The organism is Pseudomonas sp. MPDS (genome assembly GCF_013283895.1).
GTDB classification, from domain to species: domain Bacteria; phylum Pseudomonadota; class Gammaproteobacteria; order Pseudomonadales; family Pseudomonadaceae; genus Aquipseudomonas; species Aquipseudomonas rhizophila.
On record NZ_CP054128.1, the window covers coordinates 4,814,647 to 4,827,230 of the forward strand.

At 66.3% G+C, this 12,584-nt stretch carries 13 protein-coding genes and 2 pseudogenes; 3 read left to right on the plus strand and 12 right to left on the minus strand.

The features are described from left to right. Positions 1-4: 4 nt before the first annotated feature. Positions 5-298: pseudogene (locus tag HQ912_RS21170) on the minus strand (IS110 family transposase); the annotation flags it as partial. A gap of 513 nt (positions 299-811) precedes the next feature. Beyond that, positions 812-1,219, minus strand: coding sequence for a hypothetical protein (locus tag HQ912_RS27915; protein ID WP_260990095.1), 408 nt, complete (start codon positions 1,217-1,219; stop codon positions 812-814). Here HQ912_RS27915 and HQ912_RS21175 point away from each other — a divergent pair. Then, positions 1,193-1,270, plus strand: a pseudogene (locus HQ912_RS21175) (hypothetical protein); the annotation flags it as partial. The gene HQ912_RS27915 and the pseudogene HQ912_RS21175 sit on opposite strands and share 27 nt — an antisense overlap. A 110-nt stretch (positions 1,271-1,380) precedes the next feature. Beyond that, complete coding sequence (locus HQ912_RS28195) at positions 1,381-1,590, plus strand: hypothetical protein (protein WP_376748148.1); 210 nt, start codon at positions 1,381-1,383, stop codon at positions 1,588-1,590. A 401-nt stretch (positions 1,591-1,991) separates the two neighbouring features. Here the strand turns inward: HQ912_RS28195 and mobH are convergent, their stop codons facing one another. From mobH to HQ912_RS21190, 3 genes are all read right to left on the minus strand, one after another. Next, complete coding sequence (gene mobH, locus HQ912_RS21180; protein WP_037059631.1) at positions 1,992-3,788, minus strand: MobH family relaxase; 1,797 nt, start codon at positions 3,786-3,788, stop codon at positions 1,992-1,994. 206 nt (positions 3,789-3,994) lie between these two features. After that, positions 3,995-4,915, minus strand: a complete 921-nt coding sequence (locus HQ912_RS21185) for a nucleotidyl transferase AbiEii/AbiGii toxin family protein (protein ID WP_009397192.1) — start codon at positions 4,913-4,915, stop codon at positions 3,995-3,997. Next, positions 4,908-5,666, minus strand: a complete 759-nt coding sequence (locus HQ912_RS21190) for a type IV toxin-antitoxin system AbiEi family antitoxin domain-containing protein (protein WP_173407262.1) — start codon at positions 5,664-5,666, stop codon at positions 4,908-4,910. The genes HQ912_RS21185 and HQ912_RS21190 overlap by 8 nt, the downstream gene beginning before the upstream one ends. Positions 5,667-5,896: 230 nt before the next feature. On the opposite strand from HQ912_RS21190, the gene HQ912_RS21195 reads away from it, so the two are divergent. After that, positions 5,897-6,265 carry a DUF3742 family protein gene (locus HQ912_RS21195; protein WP_009397194.1) on the plus strand — a complete coding sequence of 123 codons (369 nt, stop codon included), beginning with the start codon at positions 5,897-5,899 and terminating at the stop codon, positions 6,263-6,265. Positions 6,266-6,293: 28 nt separating this feature from the next. On the opposite strand, the gene HQ912_RS21200 is transcribed toward HQ912_RS21195, so the two are convergent. From HQ912_RS21200 to HQ912_RS21230, 7 genes are all read right to left on the minus strand, one after another. After that, complete coding sequence (locus HQ912_RS21200) at positions 6,294-7,814, minus strand: conjugal transfer protein TraG N-terminal domain-containing protein (protein WP_173407263.1); 1,521 nt, start codon at positions 7,812-7,814, stop codon at positions 6,294-6,296. A gap of 15 nt (positions 7,815-7,829) precedes the next feature. Further along, the gene (locus HQ912_RS21205) at positions 7,830-8,183 is read right to left on the minus strand and encodes a hypothetical protein (RefSeq protein WP_003292115.1); all 354 of its coding nucleotides are present in this window, start codon (positions 8,181-8,183) and stop codon (positions 7,830-7,832) included. Continuing rightward, entirely contained in the window at positions 8,180-9,586 is a 1,407-nt protein-coding gene (locus tag HQ912_RS21210) for an integrating conjugative element protein (protein ID WP_059392981.1), read from the minus strand. Before HQ912_RS21210 ends, HQ912_RS21205 begins: the two co-directional genes overlap by 4 nt. A 10-nt stretch (positions 9,587-9,596) precedes the next feature. Further along, entirely contained in the window at positions 9,597-10,541 is a 945-nt protein-coding gene (locus HQ912_RS21215; RefSeq protein WP_059392980.1) for a TIGR03756 family integrating conjugative element protein, read from the minus strand. After that, on the minus strand, positions 10,538-10,987 hold the full coding sequence (locus tag HQ912_RS21220) for a TIGR03757 family integrating conjugative element protein (RefSeq protein ID WP_059392979.1): 450 nt from the start codon (positions 10,985-10,987) through the stop codon (positions 10,538-10,540). The genes HQ912_RS21215 and HQ912_RS21220 overlap by 4 nt, the downstream gene beginning before the upstream one ends. A 152-nt stretch (positions 10,988-11,139) precedes the next feature. Next, entirely contained in the window at positions 11,140-11,634 is a 495-nt protein-coding gene (gene radC / locus HQ912_RS21225; RefSeq protein ID WP_059392978.1) for a RadC family protein, read from the minus strand. Between the two features lie 195 nt (positions 11,635-11,829). Continuing rightward, entirely contained in the window at positions 11,830-12,573 is a 744-nt protein-coding gene (locus HQ912_RS21230) for a thioredoxin domain-containing protein (protein WP_003292124.1), read from the minus strand. Between the last annotated feature and the right edge of the window lie 11 nt (positions 12,574-12,584).

Consider the following 12,584-nt stretch of genomic DNA (forward strand, 5'->3'; position numbering starts at 1 on the left):
GTACGATTTTTTCCGAATTCTGCGGGCTCCCCTTGTTGCCCTTGACGAAAGGACGCACGAACTGCGGCGAGATCAATTTCACTTGATGCCCGAGCGCCGTCAGTTGGCGCGCCATAAAGTGCGCTCCGGCGCAGGCTTCCATCACCACCGTGCAAGCCGGCAGGATGCCAAGCAATCGCATCATTTGCTGGCGTGTCGCTTTCGTGCGAAAGATCTTCCGGCCAGAACCGTCTTTTCCGTGTAGATGAAAGCTTTGCTTGCCCGGATCAATCCCTACCAGTGCAACTGCGCTCGTGATGATGGCCTCCGAAATAAAACACCCTGCGAAAGTGTGCCCTCGGAGGGTGGGGATGACCATCTCATTAACCCGAATCTCGAACGCGCGGAACCCACCAGGCAGCAAAAGCCACCGATCTTCTCGGCATGCAGCCAACTACCCTGGCTGCTGCCCAGCTCCACGCTGATCCTCCGCGCCGTTTCGCAAACTACCGGTATCAGCCTGCATGCGCTTTTCATCCATGTATTCGAGCGTGCTGGACAGGCTGCTCGCGGCGACGGTCTTGCGGCTGCCGCCGCGTATCGACAGTAAGCGCCCCCCCCCCTTTTGCTCGAACACCCCGCCCTGCATCCTGTGCTTTTCCAGTAGGGGATTTATATGGAAACGATGCACGCGCGCCGCGAGTCCTGGGCTCGGCATGTTCAGGCCTGGCAGGACAGCGGGCTGACGCAGTTGCTTATTGCCAGTAGCATGCGCTCAAACCCGAGGCACTGGCCTACTGGATCAGGCGCAGCAAGCGGGCGGCCACGCCGCTTACCCTGGTGCCCGTGGCAGCGGCAGGGGTGTGGCTGCTGCAGGCATGCCAGTGGCTGGCGGTTGGCGTTGCCGGCGGACGTCGATGCAAGCTGGTTGGCCGGATTGCTGCGGGGGATGGCCTGACGCGAATGCCGGCCCAGGTTTGGCTGGTGGCCGACCGATCAACATGCGCTTGGGGATCGACGGGCTTTGGTGCACCTTCAGCAGGCCCTCGGGCGACCACCCTGCGATGGCACGACCTATGCCTTTCGCAATCGGCACGGCTCGCGGCTCAAGCTGTTGCAGTAGGACGGCACCGGTGTGTGGTTGGGTCAGCGCCGTCTGCATCAAGGCCGTTTTCGCTAGTTCCATGCCGCCGAATGCAGCGCCGCGCTGGTCAAGATCGGCGAAGACATCAGCGAGCAGCTCGACCTGATCCTGGCCAGGTCCTTCGTCCACCGGCACAGTCGCCCGCAATAAGCCTGCCGCCCGTGCGAAAGCATCAGCGCCGCGCCGGTTCCGCCGGCAGTGGCGTGGCCTTGCAGCCCCTGGTGGATCGGCTGCGCGCCTTATTGCTCCAACGCCAGGTGCTGCATGCCGATGAAACACCCTCTGCGGCAACTCGATCCCGGCGAGGGGAAAACCAAACGCCCCTATATCTGAGCCTACTCTGGGCCTACCGCAGCAACGACCTGGAGCCCAGTGACAGCCGAGGCCTTGCGGCGCATCGCCGATCTCTATGCCCTCGATTGGCGCGCCCGCGCACTCGACGCGGCCGTCCGGCAGCTGCTGCGTGAACAGAAAGCCCTGCCCAAACTGCAGGCCCTACACGACCGGCTGCAGCTACCGCGCCGCCGCCATCCAGGGCCTTGCTGGCCACCACCAGACTGAACGGGCTCGAGTCCGGCGCCTGGCTCAAGGACACCCCGGGGAAAACTGCCCATCTGGCCCACCAGCCGGATCGAGGAGCTGTTGCTCCTCGGCGTCTCAACCTGAGTAGCGATGGGACGGCTGGACGCTCACCTTTTTTCATAAGACGAGCCGAAAACGGGCACCTACCCACAGCATGGGTTCGCGGAGGCGGGCTTAACCGTGATCGGTTGCTGAATGGGGGAGATGCCGCTCAGGATGCGCTTAATGCAGCTCACGACCTGCTCAACCTAGATTGCTAATTCCCGGCTTGGATAGGTGGCAGGTTTTACAGAAGGTTCGCGCTTGGTAAGAAGTCCTCATGCAGGAGCCGCAGGTATGGGTTGTCTGGCGGCGTCTCCTGGAACAGCGTATCCGGGCTGGCGAGCAGGTAGCCGTGCAGTCGGCGCGACTTGCGCGGCCCCGTGACTTCGCAGGTCCAGATGTTCAGCCCGCTCGGCTGCTTGCGGTGCTGTCCCAGCTTCTCGAAGCGCTTCTGCACCCACTGCCACCCCTCCAGCTTCTCCTGCCTGGCCAGCGTGGCGACTTGAAGGTACTCCTGCGCGTAGCGCTGGAACACGCCGGGGCTGACGAGGTAGGTCGTACCGGCGACGGTATGCACCAGAGCCTTGGCGTCGTTGATGATGAGCTTGCGCGTCTGGATGCTCTGACGCAGCCAGGCCATGAAGTGCGCCCCGGAGGGCTCCGCGCGATCCTGGGCAGGCGCGCGGCTCATCTGCGGCGGAGGCACGGTCGAAGGGGCCGGTTCGGCCTCGGCAACAGGGCAACTCGGGGCCTCCGGTGCCGTGGGTGGAGCGGTGTCGCCCAGCAGGTCGAGCAGCGCGGCCACGCCGGTGTCCGTGGCTGCGGTCGGCGCCGTGCTCGCGGGTGCAGCTTCGATGCCTTCCACGTGCGGCCCATCGGCCACCGCCTGTTCCTCTTCGAGCTGCACACGGCCTGCGAACGGCGCCGGCCGGTCGGCGGCATCCCAGATCATCGCCGGCGAGAGTTTCAGGAAGGTGAAGGCGTGCGACCAGCCGGCGTCGCTGGTGACGGTAGCCTTCCAGATCGCCTTGCCATCCGGCGTCGGTTGCACGATGCCGTGATCCTGCAGCACGTTGAACACCGCCGTGTTGCTCGACGGGATGCCGTCGATGCCCTGTGACAGCAGATGGGCGCGCAGCTTGTCGGAGACGGTCTTGCTCACCAGCCACAAGGCGTCCTGGGTCAGCCAACCGTCCGCCGGGCCGGCCTGGTTCAACTTGAACTCTTCCCTGAGCAGGTAGCGCAAGCCGTCGAGCAATTTGCGTTGCAGCGCATGCTTGGGCGCCGCCAGCGCCTTGCCGGGATCGCCGCCGAGTTCCTGGGCGACCGATGCCTGATCGGCCTGCACGACCAGCTCGCCGAGCGTGCCGGCGTGCTCGTACTGGCCGGCCAGCACGTACAGCAGCGCGGCCCAGAGGTCGGGATAGCCGCTGAGCCAGTCGAAGATGTCCCGATCGAGAAGGCGCGCGTAGAGCAGCCCGGTGGCGGCACTGTGCAGACGGTACTCACGCTCCTTTCGGTAACGGAAGCGATAGGGCTTTCGCAGTGGGCCGTGCCAGGGATGCCAGGCACTGCCGTCGGCATGCTCGACGTGCAGATCGACCGCGATCTTGCCGATGTCGTGCAGCAGGGCCGCGTAGGCCGTGCCTGCGGTCCAGGCTTCGGCCTGGGCCGCCTGTGCCTCCGGCGTGACGCCCGCAGGCAGCAGGTATGACTGCCGCAATTTCAGCGCATAGGCGACGATCTCCAAGCCGTGGTCCAGCATGCCGCCCGGATAGGCGTGGTGGTGGCTCTCGGAGGCCGGAAACTGCTGGACCAGCTCGGCGTAGCGCTCCAGTGGGGCGAGGTAGAGCGTGGCGAACTGTCGGCGCGAGAGCGATGTGCGCTGCCAGATGTGTTCCAGCAGTTTCTGCCGACGCGGCGTCGCCAGCAGCGATGCGGCCGACTCGGGCCGCATCGACCCTTTCGGAGTTTCGATGGCGGATGTGGGCGGTGTGCCGGCGGTGGGTGGCACCCGTTTGCGCTGGAACAGCGAGAGCATGACGCCCCCCCCGGATGACGGGCTGATCTGGGGCGCCTTTTGGCCTTTTCGGGTAGGGCCTTTCCCCTTGGCCCCGTTCCCTTGCCCCTTCCCAGCCCTTTGGCCTTTGTCGGAAGCCTTTGGGTATAGGGTCGCTGCTTCGCGGATGCCACGATGAATGCGGCATGGGGCAGGCCCGACAAGCGGGGAATACTTCTGTCGCCGCGTCAGATCTGGCCCAGGCCGGCATCGAGCGCAGCGGCTTGCGCGGCGAAGTCCTTGGGGCGCTTCTTGCGAAAGGTCTCCAGGTTGTTGAGCTTCCAGCGCAGTGCCGGCAGTTGCGCGGCGTGCTGGCATTGCACCAGCGACCAGTCCGGTTCTGCGCGTACCAGGCCGCTCAGGAACCGCCTGTGCGCCTTCGTCAGCCGTTGCTGCAACTCGCGTCGCAACTGCGCGCGAGCCTCCAGCAGCGTGTCCAAGGGGCAGTCCACTTCGGCCATACCGACAAAGGCCCGTTCGTACTCGCCGGCGATGTCCTTGTCGTTGCCGAACAACACTTCGTGGGGCGGCCGGTTGTGGCCCGCCAGATAGATCACGAAGCACTCGACCATGCCATCGCTGATGTCGCCCGACTCAAAGAGCTGCCACACGTCGAACAGGTCGCGCGGATGCTGCCGGTCCAGCGCGGCCACCAGCTTGCCGGCGTACAGCTCGTCCGGTGCCAGGATCGGCACGTCCAACTCGATGCCGAACAGATCGCTGGTCCTAGCATTCAGCGGCCGCCGCTCAACGGGCAGCACGCTGCCTCGGAACACGACGTTGACCTCGATCTTCACCTGGTTGGCGTCGTTCTCGACGATCAGCTTGGTGTCCCCCAGGTCCTTGGCGCGAACCAGGCGTGTCTGCACGCCCAGTGGTGCAACGCGCGTGGCGATGGCGGCCAGCTCCTGGTTGATGGCTTGCAGCGCTTCGTCGCGCGGCGTCTGCCACGGGAGGTACACCACGTCGATGTCTACCGACAGGCGCGGCATGTCCCGCACGAAGAGGTTGATGGCCGTGCCGCCCTTCATGGCGAAGATGTCGTTGGCGAACACGTCAGGCGCGACGGCCAGCAGCAGGCGAACGGTGTCCGCGTAGGTCTTATCCATGAGGTCTCAGGCTCAGCAAGGTGCCGTCATCGAGCCGGCTCATCCAGCGCGTGTTGCTGCCGGTGCGAACCGGGTACTGCTCCAGCAGAGCATCGACATCCACGAGGTTGGTCTCGCGCGCCCAGGTGAGGAACAGGCGCACGGCCTTCACGCTGGCGCAGCAGGACAGCAGTTGCCCGAGTAAGTCCTTGCGGGGGGAACGCAGTCCATCAAAGATGTTGCGGGCCTCTTCGAGGCTCTGCTTGGCGCCGGCTTCGTACAGCAGTTCCAGAACGGCACGCTCGGAGGCAGCCACCCGCAGATCCTCGGGCAGGCCAGGCGGCGTGGTCAGGGTCATGCTGGCCAGCGCCGTGTCCGGCCAGTCGAACAGGCGGGCGTGGACGTAGCGGGCCGGAAAGCGCGCGGTGAACCAGGCCGGCAACGCGAAACGACCGTCGCCCCACAGTACCAGCGTCTCCCGGCTGCCCAGGTTGTGGCGCACGCCCTGCAGGGCCAGGGCGCTCTTGCCGCCGACGTGCAGGCCGGGCACGCGCTGTTGCAGGAACTTCAGCGCACCATAGACCCCGAATTCATCGTTCGGGAAGGCATAGACGCCATGGGCCAGGCGCACGAGCCACCCGCCGTCGGCATAGTGGGCGGCAAGCTGGGGCGACACCCCGAACTGACTCAGGGTGGCGAGGTCGAACGGCGCCCCGCGGGGGAGTCCGGCCTGCAGCCGCTTGATTACCTGGTGCCTAGAATTTCCATCCATGCTATAAAAATAGCACGGAATCCAATCAGCCCCTAGAGGTATCGCAAGAACCTCGCAGGGAAAGTAGCATAAGGTTTGATTTCTATTGCAAAATCTAATCATCTTGGCGACACCCGAGCCAGCCTGGCTCTGCCAGCCGCAACCCACCCGCCCTCCTGATCGCGGTCTATGCTGGAGGGCAAGCCACAACCGGCCGCTCCTGAGGTGAGGCACCACTGAAACCGAGGCACATGAGCATGACCACCAACACGCACAACGGGCGCTGGAGCCACCGGCTGGGCCGGGGGGCTGGCCGTGCCTGGCGTGGATACCAGCGCCGCGAGCAGCGTGTCGCCGGCCGGCTGGTGACGCGCGGGGTGCCCGCAGGCGCGGCGACGGCGGTGCTCTGGATCGTCAAGCTGGCCGTGCTTGGCATGCTGCTCTACACCGTATCCTGGCTCGTCCTGCTGCTGGCCTTTGCGGTGGTCGCCACATGGTTCGCGCGAAATGCCGATGCGGATGACGAGAAGCAGCCGGAACTTAGAGACGGACACTCGGGCGTCGGCCTGTACGACAAAGATGACTGGCGGATCGACATGGGCGATCCCGACGAGCCGTAGCCGCCGCATCAGCGCGAGAGAGTGCTCCTTACTTCGCTGCACCTTTCGATACGGCCGTCATCGCAAGACGAGAGCCGCTACCTCCAGCCGACTTTGCATCGGACGTGCCAGTGATGAGACCGCCCAGGAAGTTTCCAGCGCGAACTCCCGCCCATCCGAGTGCCATCACCCAGAACGTCGGTAACACGATGAACATCATCGCCATCACGAAATTCAACAGCATATCGCCGAAAGCGTTATTCAACCCCATCAGCGGGTTGAAGTTGCTGTGCGGCGAATGCCAGCCGTAGAGCGCGTCCAGGATCGTGCTGTCGATCCAGCGCGCGAGCTGGAACCAGAAGTCCACGAAGAACAGCGCGAACTGGACGCAGCTCACCGTCATCACCGTCTTCAGGTCGTAGGTGCCGATCAGCAGCACCAACGGGATGCAGATGACGAGCGCCATCTTGAGCATCGTCAGCACCATCGGCAGCGCCTGGCGCACCACGTCCATCGCCGGGAAGAAAGCCAGCGAGCCGACGGTCAGCCCCAGGTCGCCCGCGCCGCGCGTGACGACGTTCGGCAGCGTCTTGTCGATCTGGCCGCCGTAGTCGGTGTAGACGGCGCCCTGGTTCATCTTCTGCTGTCGCGGTGAGACCACGGCGCGGATCACCGAGTCATTGACCTCGCTCTGCGACAGGAAGCCCGCCCAGCGCCCGATGCGGGTCAGCAGGTCCGGGTCGACCTGTGCCAGCAGCCGGCTGCGCAGCCCCTGGTCGCCATCGGCCCACCACTGTCGGCAGGACGGATAGCCGCCGCCGCTGTCCACCTGCGCCAGCCCTGCATCGCGGGTCGCGTCGTAGGGCCAGGCCGTGCGAGGGGTCTTGGAGCGATAGGTGTCATAGAAGCCGGGCGTGTCGAGGAAGTAACTCGACCCGATCCAGGTGACATCGTTCATCTGCTCGTCGGAGAGCGTCGGTCGGTTCATGAACAGCTTGGCGCGCGACGGCCCGTAGCAGTCGTGCGTGAAATCGGCGACCTCCTGTGCCAGCACCGAATCGTCGATGCGCGTGGCATCGACATCCATGCGAATCTGACGCAGGTCCGTGCCGCAGGGAATCGCCGCCACCGCGGAGCCCGTCACGGCTTTCGACAGCGCGTGCATGAAGAACCACCACACCGGCACCAGCGCGCTCTGGTCGTTGAGCGCCGTGTAGACGTTGGACCAGCCCGTGTCGTTGGGCAGCGGGACGTTGACCTGGCATTGCGCGGAGCGCGTGGTGTCGAACCTGATCGTGGCGAGATCCACCGGGATGAACGGGATGCCGGCGAACATGATGACCACGATCGCCACCCACACCCGGTTCTCGATGCGCATCGACGACAGCACGCCCTTGTTGCCCTCGTCCGCACCTTCGCTGCGGGCCTTGAGCCATTCCTGGATCACGATGGCCACGAACGGGAGCGCGAACACTCCACTGGCCACAAGGATGTTCCAGATGCCGTTGTTGACCACCCAAGCCACCAGGGTCAGGTAATACTCCAGGTAGTCCGTGGTGTAGAGCGTCATGCCTGCCTGCCGGTCTCAGCCGTGCCGCAACAATTGGCTGGCTTCCAGCGCGACCACGGCGATCACGGCCGCGATCTCCGTGCGCAGCAGGCGCTGATGCGTTTCGCGGGACGGCTCCCGCCGCAACAGGCGCCGACGCATCCACCACCAGCCGTAGGCCGTCGCTCCGTAGAGGCACAGCCGCCACACGAAGAAGTGGCCGGCGTGCGCCTGCAGCCAGTGCTGCCAGCCCTCGACGCCGCCGACCACGTGGATGCCGGCGATGTTCACTGCTACCGCGGCGGCCACCACCAGCAAAGTCCACAGCAGCGCCACGCCGACGCGGCGGTTGAACAGCCATGGCAGCCGCAGCCAGGCCAGCCGGCTCATGGCGTACCGCTCCGCGGCTTCTGGACTTCCCGCAGACGGTCGCGCGTGGTGTCGCCCTCGAAGACGCCGCGCGAGCCGGCAGCGCGGGTGCTGTGGCGCTGGATGATCGCCATCGCCGAGTTGCCGGCCAGCGTGCGCCGCAGCTCCAGCTCAGTCTTGAGGTTGTTGATCTCCTGCTCCAGCGCGCTGTTCTCCTGGTCGACCGCACGCACGGCCAACTCGTTGGCGGCGACGTTCGGCTCCTTCTTGCCGGTGAGCAACGTGCGTTGCAGCAGCAGGGCCTTCTCCAGCACGCTGGACAGCGCCGCCTCGGACGCCAGGCGCTTGCCCAGCACGTCCTGGTCGGGTTCGTCCCGCAAGGCCTCGATCACGCCGCGGGTGATCGGCAGCGAGCTGCTGCCGGCCGCGTCGAGGTTGGTCGGCGTCGTCGGCCGGGCGCCCGTCACCAGCTCCTGCAGCACCTGCAGCTTGGTCTCGTACTCTTCCTGGATCATTGGCGTGAGCCCGACGCCAGGCGTGGTCTGGGTCTTCGTGCAGTTTTCGCAGGTGCGTTGCTCGCGTTCGCCGAGCACGCGGTTCGCAAAGGCCGCGGCCGCGCCAGGCGACGACCAGGTCTGGCAGGTCAGGCGGTTGCCGCAGGCGCTGCGCGCGATCGACGAAGTATCGGTGACGCTGCGCCCGTTGAGCAGGTTGTAGCCCGCGCGCGTCACATCGCCGACCACCTTGATCGAACTCTGGCCGGAGCCGCCCGCATTGCCGCCGCCGACCCAGGGCACGCCGTTGTTCCCTTTGTTGGACTCGGCCTGCTCGATGGCGGAGACGGCATCGGTGCTGCTGACCGCATCCCGCAGCGCCATCCCCTCGGCGAGCTGGTCCCAGCCGGCCTGGCCGCCGGCCATGTCCGCCATGCGATTGGCGATGGCCCGGCAGGTCATCTTCGAGCGGTCGAAGTCCAGGCGCGCCTGGAGGATGCCGTTGGTCAGCAGGTTGTAGAGCCCCGGGTCGGCGCGCTGGATGATCAGGGCCGGCAGCGAGGCCACGGCGCTGGTGGCGTTCTGGATCACGTTGCTCATGATCGTCTGGAAGCCGTTGGTGATGCCGTTGAGCTGGTTCTGCAGCGTCGTGGTGATGCTCATGTCGCCGCAGATCAGGTTGCTGTTCCAGCCGATCCCCACGCCGATGCTCTGCATGTTGCCGGCACCACCCATCGACACGGCCCGGCCGCCGCCGATGCTGTAGAGCACGTCGTCGCCGATCACGCTGCCGCTGACGTTCACGCCATTGGGGTCGATCCGGGTCTGCGCCCAGGCGGCGCCGACGGCCAGCGTGATGGCCGCCATGAGCAGCGTGGCCCGCAGGTGCGACTTCGCGCGGCGCAGGAAGTCAGGGAGGGAGGCGTTCATCGTGGGTTCCTCACATGAAATCGACGCTGCCGAGGAAGACCTGGCCACGGCGCCGGCAGCAGGAGTACGGCCGCCACAAGGCCCAGGCGTAGTCGCCCTGCTGGGCCTGCACGCGGGTGCGGCTGTGCGGGAAGACCACGCAACTGTTCGAGAGCGTGGGCGTCAGCTCCTGCCACTTGCCCGTCGAGGCGTCGGTCTCCATCAGCGCGCCGGCCGGCCAGTAGCCGTCGCGGGCGTTGGCCAGCAGGGGCTGATACACGTGAATCTGGTTGCGGCGCGTCACGATGTCGCCCGCGCGCTGCGCGACCACGGCGCCGCTCTTGTGGTCGTCGGTCTGGTGCAGGAAGCCACCGCGGGGATACACGTTGCCCCAGAGGTTCAGGCCAGTGCGCGTACCGATTTCGCGCCGGCCGGGGATGAGCGCTTCGGGATAGAACGCTTCCGGGATGTTGTAGCGCCAGGCGATCGTGTCGAGCGTGCTCAGCAGATACGGCATGAAGGCCGTGCCCGCGCCTTCGCAGGTGTAACCGGAGGCGCGGGCGAACTGGCTGAACACCATCCCGGCCGGATGGCCGATGACATCGGCGTTCTTGAACTTGGCGAGGTTGTTCTCGTTGTCGTGATTGGTCGTGCCGTCACCGCCAGCCTTGGCGCTCGGGTTGGGCATGCTCATCGCCCTGACTTCCAGCCACGGGTTTTCGCCGGTGTTCGAGTAGCTCGACACCACCGCATCGGGGACGTAGTGGCGCACCTTGACGGAGGTGCGCACCGAGCAGCCGAAGGGCGTGCAGTACAGCCAGTAGCAGATTCCGACCACGCGGTATTCGAGGCAGTCGGGGGACAGCGCCGACGAGACGATGGTGGCGGTGTCCAGGGCGAATGTCGACGTGGCCGCGCTCAGCAGCAGCGAGGCGGCGGTGGCGCGCAGGCGCCGGCGTGCCAGCAGGAGGCTCATGGCTGCGTGCTCCGGTAGGCGTTGATGCGCGCGACGGCGCGGGACACGTCGGGCTCGCCATAGACCACGTAGCGTCGATCGACCACCACGGCGGGAATCTTGGCGATGCCCAGTCCCCAGGCATCCGCGACACCTTGGTAGGCATGGCCGATGCGGCGCTGCAGCGCCTCGCCGCCGTCATGCAACCGCTGCCGCACCGCCGCTGCGGCCTGTTGCGGGTCGGCCGGCAGGTGCGCCGCGAGTTCGACCTCGATGCGCGTGGCCTGGTCCAGCTCGATGATCCGCACGCCGGCCGGGGCCTGCACCGGATGACGGCTGTCGGTGACGACGAGCACATCGGCGGCTGCCGCGATGGAACCGAGCAGCGCGGCGCACAGTCCAGCGGCCAGCCTCGTGGCCAGGGGGCGCCCCGAGGCGGCAGGAAGGTTGAGGGAATGAGCCGGCATGTCGCGTCTCCGCGGAGTCGATGCAGACTCGTAGTCGAGCGCAACCCAGATCAGGGGACGACAAAGAAACCGAAACCGGTCAGTCCCGATTTCCTGCGCACCGGCGAAAAGAAACGGGAGCCAAGGGCTCCCGTGGTGATGAAATGAGTGCGCTACAACAAGCCGGCTTCGGCGAACGAGTACGGGCTGCCCTTGCCGACGATGAAGTGATCCAGCACCCGGACATCGACGGTGGCCAGGGCACTCTTCAGCCGCTCGGTGATCGCACGATCAGCGGCCGATGGCTCGGTGGTCCCCGAGGGGTGCTGATGCGCCAGGATCAGCGCCGAAGCGTTGAGCGCCAGCGCACGCTGGACCACCACCCTCGGATACACGGAAGTCTGGTCGACCGTGCCCTTGAACAGCGGCTCGAAGGAGAGCACCTGGTGCTGGTTGTCGAGAAACACGACGGCGAAGATTTCGTTCGGCTCCGCGACCAGTTTCAGGCGCAGGTAGTCGCGCACGGCGGCGGGACTGCCCAGCGCTGGACCGGCCTTGAACACGCGGTTCTCCAGCAGGGTGATGGCCTGCCGGATGATCCAGTCTTCGTGCTGGGCGGCGATCAGGGTGAGCGACTCCGGGCGGGAGTCGGCGATGACGAGAGACATGGCGAACCTCCAATGGATGAGATCGGAGGGCGCCTGCCCCTGGAGGGCAAACCCTCCTGGGGACGATGGGGATGGAACAGGTGACGAGCGGGCATCCACCACCGCGGGTGCGGTGGCTGTTCGCGTCAAGGGATGCGATGCGAACGGGTTTCGATCAACGCGGACGAGCCGCGCCGCAGCCTTGAAGATCGATGGCTACCTGGGCATGTCACCGGCAACGCCGGCGGGCATGTCTGGGGAATGGGTGGGTTCGGCTGCGGTCGTGCTGCCGGCGGCGAGCAGATCGATGGCCGACAGCAAGGCATCGTCTTCGACGGGACCATGCAGCAGGAGGGTCTTGCCGGACTCGCGGTCGCGCAGTTGCAAGGCCGGCGTCGCCGCGATGCCCTGCTGTGCCGCTTCCGCCGCCTGGGCACGGATGACCGCATCGGGGCGATCGCTGTCGAGACAACCCTGCATGGTTGGTGTGAGGTCGGGATAGCGCAGGCCCTCCGGCAGGCCCTGGCCGTCGCCACGGGTATTCGAGTAGAGCCACGCCACGGCCTGCCAGAACGTGGCATGTCCGCCCGTCTCGCCCGCGCACTCGGCCAGGCGTGCCCCGGCGGTCGCGGCCGGCTCGTGCATGGACAGCGGCAGGTGGTGCCACTGCCAGTTCACCTCGGGATGGGCGTCGATCCAGCGCTTGAGCGCGGGGAAGTAGGTCCGGCAGTACGGACACTCCAGGTCGGCGTACCCGACCACCGTGAAGCGCGCATCGGCACGGCCATACAGCCAGGGCGGGCCGGCCGGTTTCGACGCTTCGGACCCGGCGGCGGCCAGGGACATGGGCTCGGTTGCCGGATGCGGCGCGCGCAGCAGCATCCACGAGGCAACCCCAGTCGTCGCCACGATCAGCAGACCGATCCAGGGATGACGGCGGGCGAATGAGGGCATGCGCATCGTGTTGCTCC